Raw genomic sequence first — 16,014 nt, 5'->3', positions numbered from 1 at the left:
TCCCTCCTCTTCCCACAAACGTCTTACGATTCCAAAGCGGGATTGATTTTCTTTTGTTGCTTTTCTAATTTCTTTTCTAGTTTCAACTTTTTCTTCAAGCGTCTCTTCTTCCCTAAATCGTCAAACCAAGAAGCAACGACAGGAACCAGAACCAGGGTAATCAGTGTAGAGAATCCGAGACCAAAAATAACCGTCACGGCCATTGGTGCGTTCGTCTCAGAACCGGCACCGCCAGAGAATGCGAGCGGTCCAATCGCCAGAATGGTGGTGAGTGTCGTCATCAAAATCGGACGAAGACGAATCGGTCCAGCATGCAGGATCGCATCATACAGCTCCATACCTTTTGCACGCAATTGGTTCACGTAGTCGATCAATACAATCGCGTTGTTCACGACCAGACCGATCAACAAAATGTACCCGATCAAAACCCCAACGCTGATCGTTGTGCCTGTCGCCAATAATCCAAGCAGAACGCCTGTAACGGTCGGTGGCACGGAGAACATGATGATAAATGGGGTGTAGAACGATTCAAACTGCGCTGCCATTACCATATAGAGCAACACGACTGACAGTACAATCGCGAGAGCAAGGCTGCTGAATGATTCCATCATCTCTTCACTTTGCCCGCCAAAATCGACTTTGTAGCCATCCGGGAGATTCAGCTTCGAAATTTTCTCTTGTACTTCACGTGTTACAGAGCTCAGGTCACGTCCTGCCAAATCACTCGTTACTTGCACTTCACGGCTTGAGTTGGCACGGTTAATCGAAACCGGCACATCTACCTTACTGATAGTCGCAACCGAGGTCAGTGCGATCTGTGCTCCACCTGGAGCGGAAATTCGCAAATTGTTCAAGAAGTTGATATCTTCCTGATAGTCTTTCGGCAGCTTGAGGTTGACATCAATCTCATCATCGCCAGTGCGATAATACGTTACCGTTTGACCTTGGAAGGAAGTGCGAACACTGGAGAGAATTTGTCCGGTCGTCAATCCGTACAAGCTCGCTTTTTCAGCATCGATCTTCACTTCCAGCTCTTGTCTGGATTCTTCCAAGCTGGTTGTTACGTTACTTGTACCAGGTACCTTCTCAATTTCACCTTTAATGATACCACTAATGTCTTTCAATACGGCCAGATCATCCCCACTAACCTTCAGTTGGATTGGGGAACCCGTAGACATACCGGCTGGTGCGCTTACCTTAATTTCTGGTCCAGCAATATGTTCCAGCTTTTTCTGGAGATCCATCACAATTTCATTGGAGGAACGAGTTCGTTCCTTGAGGTCTACAAGCATTAAGGTAATCGTCCCCTGATTGGATGACAATGTGCTAGCAACTGGTGATGCATTACTACCAACCGAAGTCGCAACAATATTCTTCTCCGGTACGGTGTTGGCAATTTCTTCTACTTGTCTGGTTACTTTTTCAGTTTCAGCCAGAACTGTACCATTTGGCATTTTAATGGAGATGTTTACTTGTCCTTGGTCCATAGCTGGGATAAACTCTGCCCCAATCAATGGAGTCAATGCGAGAGAGCCCACCATCATGACGACTGAAGAAATCATGACCGTTTTACGATGGCCCAATGCCCATTTTAACAATCTTTGGTAGCCTTTTTCTACTTTGCTAAATCCAATGTTGAACCAAGTGACAGGATTGATTCCTCGATAGTTCTCATGATGCGTATGCGACGGAATTTTGTTCAAAATTCTCGAACTCAGCATCGGCACGAGCAAAATAGAGAATACAAGCGCCGCAATATGTGAGTAAACTACCGTCAATGCAAGCGGTCCAAACAACTCAGAAGCAATACCTTCTGTGAGGGCAATCGGCAAGAATACGCAAATTTGCGCCAAGGCCGAAGCCATAACTGCCGTACCTACTTCTTTGGAACCATCCAGGGCGGCTTCCATCATGCCTTTTCCCTGTTCTCGATGACGGAAAACATTCTCGAGCATAACAACCGCAAAGTCAATTAATGATCCCAATCCCAGTGTCAAACCTGAGAGGGAAATCAGGTTGATCGTCTGTCCAGTCATGTACATCAGCAAGAACGTGGCAACGATCGATACAGGAAGAACGATGACCGCGATTACCATGGATCGCAAGCTGCCCAAGAAGAAGAACAGCAAGATCATACCGATACCGCCACCCAACAGGGCATGTTCAGCGGTGGTGTAAACGGAATCCTTGATGTAGGTGGATGTATCCAGAGTCGTAATGATTTCTACGCCTTCTGGCAGCTCGCTTTTGATTTTCTCCAGCTCAGCTTTTACATCATCTGCTACCTCAATGGTGTTTCCGCCAGAAGCTTTTGTCACTTTAATACCCAAGCTAGGTGTTCCATTTACGTAACTCAATTGCGATACATCTTGATGCGTGTCTTTTACTTCAGCAATATCGCTGAGCCTGATGGAGTTCCCTCCAACAGAAATTGGTGTCAGCGCGATTTGTTCGATATCGGCAAACTCACCTTGCACTCGGATGTTGAGCTTCGCGTCACCTTCGCGTACAGATCCTCCGGAACCAGACAAGTTGCTGCTCTGTAGAGCTTGCTGAACTTGGTCAAGTGACAGTCCATACGCAGCTAGTTTGGCTGGATCGACTGTAACATCGATGATTCGGCTTTGTCCGCCGCTGATGGAAGCAGATGCGACCCCATCAATACGCTCCAGGCGTGATTGGATCATATCCTCTGCCATCTTTTTCAATTTGTTGATGTCTTGCTCACCCGTCACCGCAAACTCGATAATCGGTGTACTGTTCGGGTCAATGCGCAGTACGCGTGGCGCTCTGGCTGAATCAGGCAAAGAGCCACGAACCTGATCTACCTTCTCCCGCATGTCGAGAGTCGCCTGATCAAGGTCTGTCCCCCAGTTAAACATGAGGATAACCTGAGAAGCGCCTTCCATCGATACCGATTGTATACTATCTAAATCGGATACCGTTGCAAGTGCGTCCTCAATCGGTTTCGTTACCAGTTTTTCTACCTCACTCGGAGATCCGCCGTCAACGGATGTAACCACGACAGCAACCGGGAAGTTCAGATCCGGCATAAGATCAATCGACAAGCGAGGCAGTGAAACGAAACCAAAAATGAGCATGGCCAGAGTCAACATGATCATGGTGACCGGGCGTTTAATCGATAGTTCAGAAAGATTCAATCCACTCACCTCTTCTTTATATATCTGTTAAATTATTGTGAGTAATAGTTCGTATGACGAAATGAAAAAGGCGAATCGTATTTAACATTTCGTTTAACGAAATATCAAGGGATGAAGCCATTTTTAGACGGTATGTGAATTTCCCCACTTCACGTCCCGCTGTTGGTACACACGCTCTGTGAGTGCCACCCACACAACTCGTCGATCTGATTGGTCACGGAACCTGCGAACCAGGTTTTCCTGCTCCAACCGGTTAATGAGCCCGGAAGTTGTGCTGTATGAAAGACCGACTGTCTTACCTATGTCCCCCATCGTTTTTGGCCCGTTTTCAAGCTGCTCAAGAATCAAGACCTGTTGCCAGGTGACATCGCTTGTATCCAGCTCTTTCTCAGAAATCGTGCTAAACAACACACTGGCTTCTTGCAGGAGTTTTGCCAACTGAATCAGTTCTTTCATGAGAACCTCCCTTGCCATCCTTACTTAACCACTTCACACACTCATAACTAATCGTTTATTTCCCAAAAATAATTCTACTGAATTGTATATGTAGTGAAGTCTACCCAGGGGTAGATTTCTGACAGGGATTTATCTATCTAGAGATAGACGACAACGCATGCTAGAATGAAGTTAAGTGATTATCCGGCAGAGAAAGAAGGACTTTTCATTGTTGAAGATAATGATGAAAGCCATACAAAAACGTTTACTGATCATTTGGTTTTCTATCTTAATTGTATTAGCTTTGCTTCCTGATTCGTTTAAACGGGAAACTCCGTTGCAATTTTCTCTAACCATTGTACTATTTATTTGTTACCTTGTGGTATTTTGGACTTCCAAGAAAAAATGGAAGCCTTTCCAATTCGAAATAGTGACAGTCGTGCTTGGGATCGTTTCCTTACTAAAGTCCCTCATTTTAGGTGGAGAGGGCTTCGGCTTGATGCTCCCACTCGCTGTTTTTATCGGATTTCACATTCATGGGCGCCGTGCGTTGGCCTATGCTACTTTTTTTGGTACATGCAGTACGCTTTTTTTATATTTTGAAGAAAACCTGAAATTCACGCACATCATTTCCTATATCCTTACGTATGTCGGCTGCTATATCGGCGCACGTGGCTATCGGATTCAAACCGAAGCATACGAAACCAACCAACAACACCTGAAACAGCTACAAAAAGCACATACAGAGTTGCAAGAGGCGCACTCACAGCTTCAAGAAGCAGCGCTTCATTCCCTGCAAGTAGCGGTTCTTGAGGAACGGACGAGAATTGCCCGTGATATTCACGATGCATTGGGCCATAGTTTGACTTCACTCATAGTCCAGCTGCATGCCTTGAAGTATATGTTGCAGGATGGACCTGACAACGCACAAGAAGCCGTGCGCAACATGCTTGGTGTTGCCAAACAAAGTCTGGAGGATATTCGCACGTCTGTCCATACACTGGCTCTTGATAAAACCTCCCTTGGACTTACGCCATTGAGGGCTCTCTTGTCACAGGCTCAAAAGCATACAGGAATAAAAATGGAGCTGATATGCTCCGATCTGGACATCCCGCTCTCTCAGGAAATGACGATTACGTTTTATCGAATTTTGCAAGAAGCGATCACCAATTCACTACGACACTCTGACGCAAAAGAAATCCTCGTCATCATTGAACAAAAGAAGGACATCCTTTTGTTATCGATTCGAGACGATGGAAGCATCACGAGCGACCAAAAAATCAAACCTGGCTTTGGCCTAACTGGCATATCTGAACGAATTCAATTACTGAACGGGACTCTCGCGTATCGCATTCGAGAGCCCCACGGTTTTCAACTGGATTTCAGCTTTCCGATTCGCCAGACTGAACCTGAAAGGAGCATGCGAACATGACCGGTAAACAAAAAGAAGGAGCCATTCGCGTGGTCCTAGTCGATGACCAAACCATGATTCGCCAAGGTTTGGGTTATGTCATTCAAATGCAATCTGATATGGAGGTAATTGGGGAAGCTTCCGATGGCGTAGAAGCAGTAGAACTGATTGGCACCCTCACACCTGATGTCGTTTTGATGGATGTTCAAATGCCCAACAAATCTGGCATTGAGGCCACAAGAGAAATCATGCAGCAGCATCCTCGCACGAAGGTATTAATTCTTACAACCTTTGACAATCACAATTATGTGGTGGAAGGGATTCGTGCTGGAGCCGTCGGCTATATGCTAAAGGATGCCGACTCTCAGGAAATGCTTGATCTGATTCGCAGAGCCCATCAGGGAGAAGCCCTCTTCCACACCGTGACAGCTGCAAAAGCCCTTGCCGAAGCTCTGCAAGGTCAACGCGAGACGCCTGATTCGACTACCACTTCCCAATCAGTCTTGCTGGATGAACTGACGGATCGAGAGCTGGATGTACTTCAACAGATCGCAAATGGCTATCGAAATGATCAGATTGCGCAAAACTTGTTTATCTCAGAAGGCACTGTAAAAACACACGTGCATCGGATTTTGCAAAAAATGGGTGTGGAAGATCGTACACAAGCAGTGGCAAAAGCACTGCGGCATAAAATCGTGAAATAAATCAGACAGTTTCAGGCAGGAGGATTAAGTCGAATCAAGTTTCCATCCTCCTGCTTTATGCTGATGGAAATCCCTTCTACAAGCTGTGCGCCGGACATAGCTTCAATTACGGCAGCAGCCGCTTTCTTCGTATCGATAACCCGGCAAATCACGGCCAACGTCCTCTCGCTGTCTTCCCCACCATCGCTGTGACCATTCCCCGTTTTTCCCAAGCATTCATCCAAAAGCTGTTCGATCAAATAGCGCATCTCAATCTCTGACTCACACAAATGGGCAAAGCGAACGATCATCGGATGGAAATCGTTCTCTTTCATGACCTGGTATCCTTGTTCTTTCATCTCTTCTGCCCAGCTCTGCAAAACATCGTCTGCCCTTCCCTCGATCTGCTCCGCTACTACAGCAAAATGGTCACCCATTTCCCCTACATTTCCGTAATGTACGGTGTAAAGGTGCTCCTTTTCCTCATACCAAACCTCCCAGTAGCTCCACCTCGTTTCGTTTTTTTTCAGCATCCGAATCACCGTCGTTCAACTCCGTTCAAATTGTAACCGTTTTGTAAATTATTCCACTGAACGACAGGGTTTGACAACAACTTACAAAAAGATTGATTCCAAAGACTTGCAACTTTTTCGCGAATAGGTCTATCAGCTTATTCAGACATAAAAAAAGACGGATAACGGATCCGTCTACAGTCACAATCTTTTTTGTTTATTTAGGAAATGGAGAGAGGTAAACGAATCTCAAAACGGGCTCCTTTCAATTTCGGAGAGTTTTCCGCAAAGATTTCGCCACCGTGATCTGCAATGATGCGTTGTGTCGTAGACAAACCTAACCCCGTCCCCTCTTGTTTCGTCGTATAAAAAGGAACGAATAAATTTTGCAAGCATGAATCTGATAGACCAGGTCCGTTGTCCTCTACAACAATGACTACTTGATGGATAGATGAGTACACTTTTACATGAACAAGGTTGCCTTGGGTCATCAAAGCTTCAAGCGCATTTTTCAAGATGTTCAGGATGGCTTGCTTGATCCGCGAACGATGGCCGAACACATGCCATTCGCCTTGTGCAATGTCCAGCTCAAGCTTGATTCCTCTTCGATTTGCTTCTGGCTCCAGTAAACGAATGACTCCATGTAACTCGTCCATCACTAAGAAACGTTCCGATACGATTTTGTCATCCCTGTACCGGGCCAAAACAAGGACATCGTTCAATAGCCCATCAATACGTTCAATTTCCGTTAATATGACAGAAAAATAAGATTCACTGCGATTTGCTTCTCCTTGCTCCCGCAACAACTGAATAAAACCCTTGATGGCTGTCAGCGGATTCCGAATCTCATGCGCCATCCCAGCGGCCAGTTGCCCAACTGCTGCCAGCGCTTCACGCTTGCTCAATTCTTCTTCGTACTTTTTGCTTTCCGTGACATTTCGAAGAACGGCGATCGCTCCCCACATCTCTCCATCGTAATAAATGGGGCTCGTACTAACAGTTGTCCATTTGCCACTGTATTCTGCAACATAATGGCCGGACTGCCCGCGTTCAATCACCCACTGGACAAAGCGCTCGCTTACATGAGGACGTAATGCCCGATCAATGTTTTGGCCTATAATTAGATTCCGATCCACGCCAAATAAATGACAGACTGCGAAATTCGCTTCAATTACTCGCAGCTGGCGATCGATCATCAAGACGGCAATATCGCTGGACTGCAGAACCAATTGAACAAGCTCCTGTTCAGCTAGCATCGTAACATCTTCTCCTTTGGTCGTACTTACAGGAGAAGGTGGTGTTTTTTCAACCGGAAATTGATGCGTATTTTTGTTGAAGACATCGTCCATTTGACACAAAATATAGTCCATCGATTGATAGAGACGAATCTGTCCTTGCAAAAGCTCTACTCGCTCCATTTCCGACGTAGCAAGAGAAAATGCGTTGTTATTCATTTCTTCAACAATAACATCTCGACACTTGCGCAAAAATTGCTGCAAATACGTAAGATTCATTCCGAGCAACGAAAATTTGTACGCAATTTCGCTCAATTCTCGCTCGAACGTATACGTGTCGATTACTTTTACGACTTCAATCCATTTCGTGATTTGCTGAACAAACAAAGCCTCTCTATTTTCGCGGTCTTCTAGAAGCAAAGCAGAGTAATGATGATCTGAAAGAAAGGAAAACGTCTTGGCCACCGCCGCAGGGACCAAATGAGTAAGATACTTACTTATTCGATTTTTCAAAACACTCTGGCTCCTTTTCTCCGTGCTTCATTGAGGCTAATTTTCCAAGTATGTATAGGCTCTATTATGGACGTAAATGAGACAAGATGTAAAGCGGCTTGATGATATCCTGGTGCAGAGTATGACACCATCCAATCAGGTTCTCTTCTTATCCTTACAGACAAACAATCTCGGCTAGCATCCTATTTTCGCGCATTTTCTAATGCCTTATTCGGACACCTTCACCCCCTGATCATGTTTGACTGAAAACGCTTTCCCAATATTTTCTATCATATCACGATCAAGCATAAAAAAGTAAAGGATGTTTATTATTCAATCATCCAAAAAGCATTTGCCCCGTAGAAATAGAGACAAATGCTTTCGTTTTATGATTGGGCTTTAACAGCGTAATTGCGCAAATCCGATTTTACCGGGCTATTTTGGTTGGTTCCTGTATGCGCACGCTTGAAAGCCTCGCTTTGCGTCCAATTTGTAAACGATTCCTCATCTGTCCACTTCGTAAAAACGATGTATTCGTCACCTTCCGTTGGTGCCAGGAAAAGGAACTCCAAAAAACCTGGAACCTCCTTCATTCGTTCTCCCCCATTACCAAATGCGCGTTCCAAATGGGATTGGTAGTCTGCTGGTACAGTCAGTCTGTTCATGGATACATACATGATGGTCACACATCCTTTTCATTGGGTTCTTCTACCAACTCCCATTATACTACTACTTTGACGAAAAACCTAAAAACCGCAAACGCTATTCGCGCCTGCGGTTGATTTGTTGTTCGAGCATGATATCCATCAAGAGTGTATCCTGCAATGGATCTTTGGGGTCTATCGTCAGAAGGGCAGCAACAGCAGCCATCGCACATCGAACCGATTGGTAGGAATAAAAGGCCTCTCGCTCCGATTCGCTGAACAAAGATAAATCCGATCGCTCTTGGGCCGGATACGGGAAATCAGTCTCGACACCAGCACGATCCAGAACGATGAGTGCCTGTTTAATCGCAATCAATGCCGCACTGACGCTAATGCCGTATTCTTGGCGTAGATCCTCCCACACCTGAAAAGCTGATTTCTCTACCCTTTCCTGATTAGGGCGCGTGACAATTCCCGATTTGCGCCCTTCTTTCAATAACCAATCCACAAAAATATCATTACGTGGAGGAAAAGCGTATACTTGCAGCTTCATTTCCAATTCAGTCGGGTTATCCTTGGCAAAACGCGCGTGAGCCAACGACATTTCGTAACGCCGTGAGGGATGACCAGGAACCGTGACAAATACTGTATCTTGTCGTACGGCTGCAATCTGCAGCTTGGTTCGTGCGGGTATCCTGCCTTGAGGTGCTTTTTCCCTGCGCATATTGCCAGGAATCAATTCTACACCGAATTGATGGTACTCCAACGGTGAATCGATCCAAGGGATGGGCTCTCTCGACTGTACTTCGTATAGCCCGTTGAAAGTCACCCATTCTCCCGGGCGGCGCTGGCTGCGAACCAAAACAGCATGGACTTCCTTTTCCGGTGGCAATTCCGTATCTTGATCCTCCGGTGGGGGATGCATTCGCTTGTGTTCGATAAGAATGCAGTCGGTCATGAACAATCTCTCGAGCAATTCCCGTTTGCTCACCCATTCATATCCGATACGGTAAATCCGATTTTTCATCGGCTTCACCTCCTTTTGATCACCAATATCGCATCATCCTGGTTTGTTTCTATTACCCTACCATATGTAATCGTCGCTTTGTCCGTGCTAACTCGATCGTACAATCCGCTGTAACGCTTGCGCTGCTTCTTCAGGTGATTCGGCATGGCTAATCGCACTGATAATCGCGACTCCATCGGCCCCGGCAGCGATCACTTCAGAAGCATTTACCAGTGTAATACCACCAATCCCGACGATAGGCAACTCAGTACCCACTGCCTTACGGATCTCCTTTAGCCCCACTGGTCCGATAGGCTCGCCAGCATCTGCCTTGGAACGGGTAGCGAACATCGCTCCTACACCGATACAATCAACACCGCCGTTTTGGGCAGCAAGCGCCTCTTCGACCGTACCTGCAGAAACACCGATGTACATCTTGGAGCCAACTTTGGCTCGTACCTCCGACAACGCCATGTCATCTTGCCCGACATGGACGCCATCTGCCTGCAAGCGAATCGCTAGATCCACATCGTCATTCACAAAAAATAAGGTATCATGGTCACGACATAGCTGTTGCAGTTGTCGGCCCAGCTCATATTGTTCCTCAGCAGTCAACTTGCTTCCTTTATCACGCAATTGAAGAGTGCCTACTCCTCCGCGCAATGCTGCTTCTACAATTTTCACGGTCTTTTCGCTGGAATACTCGCAGTCCTGCGTACCAACGACAAAGTATACGCCCATCTTTTCCCGAAGTCTTTGTATATTCCGCATGCTTTACTTACCCTCCCAACTATCCAATGCCTCTCGATAAGCACTGGCTGCTGACTTGGCATCAGTTGCATCAGTGATCCCCGATAAGACAGCAATGCCCGCACAACCTGCTTCCAAAACTTGCGCTGTCCGTTCCGGTGTAACGCCACCGAGTCCGATGATCGGTACCTTCAATCGTGCCGTCATTCGCGCGAGTTCTGTTGTCCCTCTTGGCGGAAGACCTGGCTTCGAACCACTCGCAAAAATATGTCCGTAGAGCAAATAATCGACTTGTGCGGCAATGGCTTGCTCTGCTTCCTCCACGGAATGGACGGAACGCCCTATTTTTTGACCAGTCACAAGCACCATTCTCGCTTCCGCTGGAGACAGACTATGGTATGCCAGGTGAGCACCGGCACAACCCGAAGCAGCAGCCACGTCCACCCGATCATTCACGATCAAGGACGAAAGGGGGATGACATTCGCCAATGCCTTTACCCAGTCCATGCATTCCTTTGCTGTACGCTGTTTTTCCCGTATGTGTAAAAAGTTCATACCACCCGCATAAGCAGCTTCTGCCATTCGCAATACATCATCAAGCGAATGCCGACCGCTCGTAATTACATGCAGCTCACGAGTGCTTGGCATCAGGTTGGACACCGCCTCCAGCGAGTGCCGTCACACATTCCTGTAGCCATTGAGTAGTTCGGTCTTCTTTGTCCATCGGCGACTGAGCCAACAGCTCAACCACGAGCCGACGCAAGAAAAATGCTTGTTGCACGGTAAGTGGGAAGGTAATATTTTTCGGCTTGGTTTCCTGTTTCTCCAACGTCTCCACGCCCGCCAACAAAATATCACCGATGGACTCCACAAGCTCGCGAGCCTGCTCATTTTGCTTCAATTCGTCATAGCAGCCATCATATAGTCTGCACAAAAGTAAAAACGCCTGTGACGACAAGGTCACCGGCTGAACATTCTGCATCGGTTCCGTCATACGTTTCCCTCCACTCGCTAGAAAAAACAAACACTATTATATCACATCATGACCTGTATCCATTAAGAAAACCGCTGATTGCTCAGCGGTCTTTTGCAGTTCCTTCATTTCGATCATTATGGTTCGATTGTCGCAAATTTGTATTGCGATCTTTTTCATCCAGCGTTTTGCCGCGGTTTTTTCCGAGGTCTTTGCTGTTGTTGTTCTTTCCCAATTGATTCACCTCCTAAGTGGTTCATAGGATAGCGTAACCAATTTGGGCCACTTTATTAGCTGGTCGCTAAAGGTCTGTTGCGTTTGTAGATCGCGTAGCCGATGGCAAACGGTACACGCCACCCGAGCAAAAACGCCAGTGTAATGAAATAAGTAACGCCTGCAAAAATAAGGGTAATCGGTACACCTGTCCACCAGGAGCGGAGCAGCAAGCCAATTGGTGCCGCTACTGTCCAAGTAATCAGTGCCGATAGTAATTGTCTGCCCGCAGATTCATACGTTCGCTGTCCATAGCTCTTGAAAAGCAGAATCGCGATGATCCATCCCACCAGGAAAGGAGCTAATGTTTCGATGATCCCCATGACAGTGACAGGGTAGTTATGAATGATTTTTCCGTAATAAACAAAAAGTACGAAGGCGATCAGATCCCCGAGCAACAATAAATAGCCCGGTAATGACAAACGCAGTCTCATGTATACCCTCTTTTCCGGGTCTTGTCAGAGTAAACCCTCTTGGTTCACCCCTATTGTACACATGCTCTGAACGCCCTTCAATCAATCCAAGCCTTTATTCACCAAACAGCAACAATTGCAGCTTTTTCTTGGCTTCTGGCCATTCACGATCCAGTATGCTGAAATATACCGAGTCGCGAATGTATCCATCAGACATCACCATGTGATTGCGCAGGACACCTTCTCGAATGCCACCGATCCGGGCAATGGCACGTTGCGAATTCAAATTACGCGAATCGGTCTTGAGCTGTACGCGAATACAACCAAGTTGTTCGAAGCAATGGCACAAGAGAAGCCATTTACATTCCGTATTGACGCCCGTTTTCCAGACGGACGGGGTCAGCCATGTAAAACCGATTTCCAATCCGCGATCCTTTTTCGCAATCCCTAAGAACCTCGTGCTCCCGATGACTCTCTCATCTGCTTGGCGGATGATGACGAATGGCAGCTCTGCCTGGGCTTGTTCATTTTTCAAAGCCTGCAGGGTAAAAGTCTGAGCATCTTCTCTTGTTCTTATTTTCGTGGACATATGAGGCCAAATCTCTTCGTATGCGCCTGCTTCCCAGATTCCGTCCACATGGGCCATTCTGAGTGGCTCCAATCGGACCAGCTTGCCTTCTAAGATTACAGGTTCAATGTTTAGCATGTCTGTGTCTCCTCTACTGTTCTGCCTCATCCATCAAGCAGAACAGTTTCCCAAAATTTTTCCAATGTTACGGGCTAAGGAGGACTTTGTCAAGGGAGTTACGCTTCTTCGCTGATAATGACTTGCTTCCCTCTACGCTTCAGTAAGATGGGAATGATCAACCACAGAATCGCACAAACCAGAAAAGCAGCGGAAAGTGGCTTCGTCAAGAAGATCGAGAAGTCTCCATTCGAGGTGGTCAATGCTCTTCTCATGTTATTTTCAATCATCGGCCCTAAAACAAGGCCGAGGACGAGCGGTGCCAGCGGAAAATCGTTTTTCGTCAGGAAATAGCCAGCTACCCCACAAATCACGAGCACGATCAAATCAAAAGTACTGATTTGTACAGCGTACACACCGAACACGGAAATCGCGATAATGAGCGGAATCAAAAAGTGTGAAGGTGTTTCAATAATTTTTGCAAAAACTTTAACGAGTGGCATGTTCAAAATCAGCAGCATCACATTTCCAATAAACATACTCGCAATCAAGCCCCAGGCAATCTGCGGGTGATCACTGAACAAGAGCGGACCTGGCTGTACGTTGTACATCAATAAGGCACCCATTAAAATCGCTGTGGTACCAGACCCCGGAATCCCCAGCGTCAACAGAGGAATCATCGCACCGCCAGAAGCAGCGTTGTTTGCAGACTCTGGTGCTGCTACACCTGCGATCGCTCCTTTTCCAAAACGACTGGGGTCTTTGCTCAGTTTTTTCTCAAAAATATACGAGAAGAAGGATGCGAGAGTAGCGCCAGCACCAGGCAAGACACCAATGAAAAACCCGAGCAAGGAGCCGCGTGTAATCGGTCCGGCACTTTCTTTTAGGTCTTGCTTGGTAGGGAGTACTCGCCCCACTTTAATAATTTCCTTAGTTGATTGATCGTCTTCCAGGATTGTCTTGAACACTTCTCCAAGCGCAAACAAACCAACTGCTATCGTGAGGAACTCCAGACCTTGATACAAATCAGGAATATCGTAGGTGAATCGCGCCACGCCCGAAACGGTATCCATCCCGATTGTCGCAAGCAAGAGTCCCATGACTGTCATAATGAGGGCTTTGGTCATCGACTTCCCCCCGAGTCCGCTGACCGCACACAAGCCAAGAAGCATGAGGGAGAAATATTCAGCAGGACCGAATTTCAAAGCCAGATCTGATAATGGATCAGCCAAAAACACAAGAGCAATCAACGCTACAAGCCCCGCGACAAAAGAACCGATCGCTGCAATCGACAACGCTGCGCCAGCACGTCCCTGTTTGGCCATTTGATAGCCGTCCAATGTCGTTACAACAGAGGAGGATTCACCCGGCGTATTTAACAAAATAGATGTTGTGGAACCACCATACATCGCGCCATAGTAAACGCCTGCCAGCAAGATCAGCGCGCTAGCCGCCGCACTTTCTGGGGGTAAGCCAGATGTCAAGGAAGCCGTAACAGGCATCAGCAGCGCGACTCCGCTCATTGGACCGATACCGGGAAGGACCCCTACGGCAGTACCGATCAGGACGCCAATAAAGGCAAAGACAAGATTATGCCACTGTAAGGCAACGAGAAAACCGTCCGCTAAAAATTGCAATGCACTCATGCTTACCTATCCCCTCCCTAGACGCCCAGCCAGGTAGGTAGTCCTGGAAGCGTACCTTTTAGCAAATGTACATAGATGACATAAACACCTACTGAAAACAGTAAGGAAACGATCACGGATTTAAGAACGCTTTTGCTTCCCATCATGGTAAAAGCGTACGTAAGGAATGCAAAGCTCGAGATGACATAACCGAGTTTCTCCAACAACAATACGTACAAGACTGTCGCTGCCAAAATGAATAAGAACCGCTTGTATCGCAGTGGGCTCTGTGACTCGGATGAGGAAGCAGCCACGCCTTTCTTATACGTCTCCCACAACAGCCGCAAGCTCAACAAGATCAGGATGATGCCAAGTCCGAATGGAAACATATTCGGCCCAACCTGACTTCCGTATGCACTGGCCGAAATATTTTGGCTTTCAGCGATAAAGAGCGCACCTACTAGCGCAAAAAACAAGCTGCCGATACGATCAAACATCAGGTTCATGTATAACCTCCTAAGGTGTGGAAAAAGGAGGGGCTTGCCCCTCCTCTCCCTACTTCGACATACCAAGTGATGTCAACAGTTCTTTGACCAGCTTATCTTGTTCATCCAGGAATGTTGTGAAAGCAGCAGCGTCTTTGTACTCGCTTTCCCACCCGTTTGCTGCCAATTCTTTTGTCCAAGTCTCATGAGTTGAAAGTTCTTTCAGCTTTGCATCCCAGTAAGCTTTTGCGTCTGCTGGCATATCAGCAGGACCGAAGACACCGCGCCAAATCGTGAACGTTGCATCAATGCCTTGCTCTTTTAACGTCGGGATCTCTTTCAAATCGCCGCCGAGACGTTCATCGGAAGTGACGCCGAGTACGCGGATTTTGCCTGCTTTCAGGTATTCACCCACGCTAGAAGCATCCGTCGCAATGATATCCGCATTGCCGCCCAACAAGGCAGCCATTGCTTCGCCACCACCGTCATAAGAAACGTATTTCACGCTTTTCGGGTCAATCCCGTATTTGGATGCTGGCAATACACCGATCAAATGATCCATCGATCCTGGAGCAGAGCCGCCTGCTAGCGTAATTTTGCTTGGGTCAGCCTTGATCGCGTCCAACACGCTCTTGATGTCCTTGTGCGGTGAATCCGCTTTCACAACAAGTGTGCCGAAATCTTTCGTCATTTGCGCTAATGGTGTGACATCTTTGTATCCGAATGGGCTGTTCCCCTCTTTTTTGTTATTGTTTATCAAAATAGGAGGAGAGCTAACGAATAACTTATAAGGATTTCCTTTGTCTTTGCTTACATACTCAGCCAAGAATACGGTTCCCCCACCACCCGGCTTGTTTTCTACCGTGATGGTTTCTGTCACCAGCTTGCTTTCAGCCAACACCTTTGCTACCGAGCGAGCTGTCTTATCCCAGCCCCCTCCTGCACCGGATGGAGCCACGTATACGATCGGCTTTTCTGGATATTTAGATGCCTCTGCGGCAGGTTGCGGCGCTTGCGCTGGTTGCGTTCCCGGACTTGCTGTTCCCGAATTTCCAGTACCTCCACCACAAGCAGCCAATGCTAGTGTAAGAAAAGTGGACACTGTGATTAGCACTTTTTTTCTTTTCATCAAACAATTATCCCCCTTAACCCGCTTTTATGTAAGCGCTGCCACGCTTGAACATAATGTATCACCGCAAAAGTCAGAGGAATAGTTTTCGTGCATAAGGTC

General features: G+C 46.9%; 17 protein-coding genes. 2 read left to right on the top strand and 15 right to left on the bottom strand.

Annotated features, from left to right (window positions below; all coding sequences use genetic code 11):
- Window positions 1-23: 23 nt before the first annotated feature.
- Window positions 24-3,161, bottom strand: a complete 3,138-nt coding sequence (locus C7R93_RS21370; protein WP_106840711.1) for an efflux RND transporter permease subunit — start codon at window positions 3,159-3,161, stop codon at window positions 24-26.
- 123 nt (window positions 3,162-3,284) lie between these two features.
- Window positions 3,285-3,617 (bottom strand): MarR family winged helix-turn-helix transcriptional regulator, encoded by a 333-nt coding sequence (locus C7R93_RS21365; protein WP_106840710.1) that lies wholly within the window; start codon window positions 3,615-3,617, stop codon window positions 3,285-3,287.
- Between the two features lie 175 nt (window positions 3,618-3,792).
- Here C7R93_RS21365 and C7R93_RS21360 point away from each other — a divergent pair, with 175 nt between their 5' ends.
- Together C7R93_RS21360 and C7R93_RS21355 are read left to right on the top strand one after the other, a co-directional pair.
- Window positions 3,793-5,028 (top strand): sensor histidine kinase, encoded by a 1,236-nt coding sequence (locus tag C7R93_RS21360; protein ID WP_106840709.1) that lies wholly within the window; start codon window positions 3,793-3,795, stop codon window positions 5,026-5,028.
- Entirely contained in the window at window positions 5,025-5,711 is a 687-nt protein-coding gene (locus C7R93_RS21355) for a response regulator (protein ID WP_106840708.1), read from the top strand. The genes C7R93_RS21360 and C7R93_RS21355 overlap by 4 nt, the downstream gene beginning before the upstream one ends.
- A gap of 11 nt (window positions 5,712-5,722) precedes the next feature.
- Here the strand turns inward: C7R93_RS21355 and C7R93_RS21350 are convergent, their stop codons facing one another.
- The 13 genes from C7R93_RS21350 to C7R93_RS21295 all read right to left on the bottom strand — a co-directional run bounded on the left by C7R93_RS21350 (window position 5,723) and on the right by C7R93_RS21295 (window position 15,912).
- The gene (locus tag C7R93_RS21350; RefSeq protein WP_106840707.1) at window positions 5,723-6,232 is read right to left on the bottom strand and encodes a hypothetical protein; all 510 of its coding nucleotides are present in this window, start codon (window positions 6,230-6,232) and stop codon (window positions 5,723-5,725) included.
- A gap of 191 nt (window positions 6,233-6,423) precedes the next feature.
- Window positions 6,424-7,950 carry a two-component system sensor histidine kinase NtrB gene (locus C7R93_RS21345; protein ID WP_106840706.1) on the bottom strand — a complete coding sequence of 509 codons (1,527 nt, stop codon included), beginning with the start codon at window positions 7,948-7,950 and terminating at the stop codon, window positions 6,424-6,426.
- A 365-nt stretch (window positions 7,951-8,315) separates the two neighbouring features.
- Window positions 8,316-8,606 (bottom strand): antibiotic biosynthesis monooxygenase family protein, encoded by a 291-nt coding sequence (locus tag C7R93_RS21340; protein ID WP_106840705.1) that lies wholly within the window; start codon window positions 8,604-8,606, stop codon window positions 8,316-8,318.
- An 85-nt stretch (window positions 8,607-8,691) separates the two neighbouring features.
- Window positions 8,692-9,600 carry a hypothetical protein gene (locus C7R93_RS21335; RefSeq protein WP_106840704.1) on the bottom strand — a complete coding sequence of 303 codons (909 nt, stop codon included), beginning with the start codon at window positions 9,598-9,600 and terminating at the stop codon, window positions 8,692-8,694.
- Between the two features lie 87 nt (window positions 9,601-9,687).
- Window positions 9,688-10,350, bottom strand: coding sequence for a thiamine phosphate synthase (thiE, locus tag C7R93_RS21330; protein WP_106840703.1), 663 nt, complete (start codon window positions 10,348-10,350; stop codon window positions 9,688-9,690).
- 3 nt (window positions 10,351-10,353) lie between these two features.
- Window positions 10,354-10,977 (bottom strand): thiamine phosphate synthase, encoded by a 624-nt coding sequence (locus C7R93_RS21325; protein ID WP_106840702.1) that lies wholly within the window; start codon window positions 10,975-10,977, stop codon window positions 10,354-10,356.
- Window positions 10,961-11,323: a hypothetical protein gene (locus C7R93_RS21320; RefSeq protein ID WP_106840701.1), complete on the bottom strand. Its 363-nt coding sequence runs from the start codon at window positions 11,321-11,323 to the stop codon at window positions 10,961-10,963. The genes C7R93_RS21325 and C7R93_RS21320 overlap by 17 nt, the downstream gene beginning before the upstream one ends.
- Window positions 11,324-11,405: 82 nt before the next feature.
- Window positions 11,406-11,537: a hypothetical protein gene (locus C7R93_RS30960; protein ID WP_255344520.1), complete on the bottom strand. Its 132-nt coding sequence runs from the start codon at window positions 11,535-11,537 to the stop codon at window positions 11,406-11,408.
- Window positions 11,538-11,592: 55 nt separating this feature from the next.
- On the bottom strand, window positions 11,593-12,009 hold the full coding sequence (locus C7R93_RS21315) for a DUF3054 domain-containing protein (RefSeq protein WP_106840700.1): 417 nt from the start codon (window positions 12,007-12,009) through the stop codon (window positions 11,593-11,595).
- A gap of 94 nt (window positions 12,010-12,103) precedes the next feature.
- Window positions 12,104-12,694, bottom strand: coding sequence for a GNAT family N-acetyltransferase (locus tag C7R93_RS21310; protein ID WP_106840699.1), 591 nt, complete (start codon window positions 12,692-12,694; stop codon window positions 12,104-12,106).
- A gap of 98 nt (window positions 12,695-12,792) precedes the next feature.
- Entirely contained in the window at window positions 12,793-14,319 is a 1,527-nt protein-coding gene (locus tag C7R93_RS21305) for a tripartite tricarboxylate transporter permease (RefSeq protein ID WP_106840698.1), read from the bottom strand.
- Window positions 14,320-14,336: 17 nt separating this feature from the next.
- Window positions 14,337-14,804, bottom strand: coding sequence for a tripartite tricarboxylate transporter TctB family protein (locus C7R93_RS21300; RefSeq protein ID WP_106840697.1), 468 nt, complete (start codon window positions 14,802-14,804; stop codon window positions 14,337-14,339).
- A gap of 49 nt (window positions 14,805-14,853) precedes the next feature.
- Window positions 14,854-15,912 carry a tripartite tricarboxylate transporter substrate binding protein gene (locus C7R93_RS21295; RefSeq protein ID WP_106840696.1) on the bottom strand — a complete coding sequence of 353 codons (1,059 nt, stop codon included), beginning with the start codon at window positions 15,910-15,912 and terminating at the stop codon, window positions 14,854-14,856.
- Window positions 15,913-16,014: the final 102 nt, after the last annotated feature.

This window comes from Brevibacillus fortis (assembly GCF_003013395.1).
In the GTDB taxonomy this organism is placed as follows: Bacteria; Bacillota; Bacilli; order Brevibacillales; family Brevibacillaceae; genus Brevibacillus; species Brevibacillus fortis.
The sequence above is the reverse complement of the archived record's forward strand: the minus strand, read 5'-3'. Positions and strand labels throughout refer to the sequence as shown.

Coding starts and splice junctions, on each gene's coding strand:
- C7R93_RS21365 (WP_106840710.1), bottom strand. CDS start 3,617: ATGAAAGAACTGATTCAGTTGGCAAAACTCCTGCAAGAAGCCAGTGTG.
- C7R93_RS21355 (WP_106840708.1), top strand. CDS start 5,025: ATGACCGGTAAACAAAAAGAAGGAGCCATTCGCGTGGTCCTAGTCGAT.
- C7R93_RS21340 (WP_106840705.1), bottom strand. CDS start 8,606: ATGTATGTATCCATGAACAGACTGACTGTACCAGCAGACTACCAATCC.
- C7R93_RS21335 (WP_106840704.1), bottom strand. CDS start 9,600: ATGAAAAATCGGATTTACCGTATCGGATATGAATGGGTGAGCAAACGG.
- thiE (WP_106840703.1), bottom strand. CDS start 10,350: ATGCGGAATATACAAAGACTTCGGGAAAAGATGGGCGTATACTTTGTC.
- C7R93_RS21325 (WP_106840702.1), bottom strand. CDS start 10,977: ATGCCAAGCACTCGTGAGCTGCATGTAATTACGAGCGGTCGGCATTCG.
- C7R93_RS21320 (WP_106840701.1), bottom strand. CDS start 11,323: ATGACGGAACCGATGCAGAATGTTCAGCCGGTGACCTTGTCGTCACAG.
- C7R93_RS21315 (WP_106840700.1), bottom strand. CDS start 12,009: ATGAGACTGCGTTTGTCATTACCGGGCTATTTATTGTTGCTCGGGGAT.
- C7R93_RS21310 (WP_106840699.1), bottom strand. CDS start 12,694: ATGCTAAACATTGAACCTGTAATCTTAGAAGGCAAGCTGGTCCGATTG.
- C7R93_RS21305 (WP_106840698.1), bottom strand. CDS start 14,319: ATGAGTGCATTGCAATTTTTAGCGGACGGTTTTCTCGTTGCCTTACAG.
- C7R93_RS21300 (WP_106840697.1), bottom strand. CDS start 14,804: ATGAACCTGATGTTTGATCGTATCGGCAGCTTGTTTTTTGCGCTAGTA.
- C7R93_RS21295 (WP_106840696.1), bottom strand. CDS start 15,912: ATGAAAAGAAAAAAAGTGCTAATCACAGTGTCCACTTTTCTTACACTA.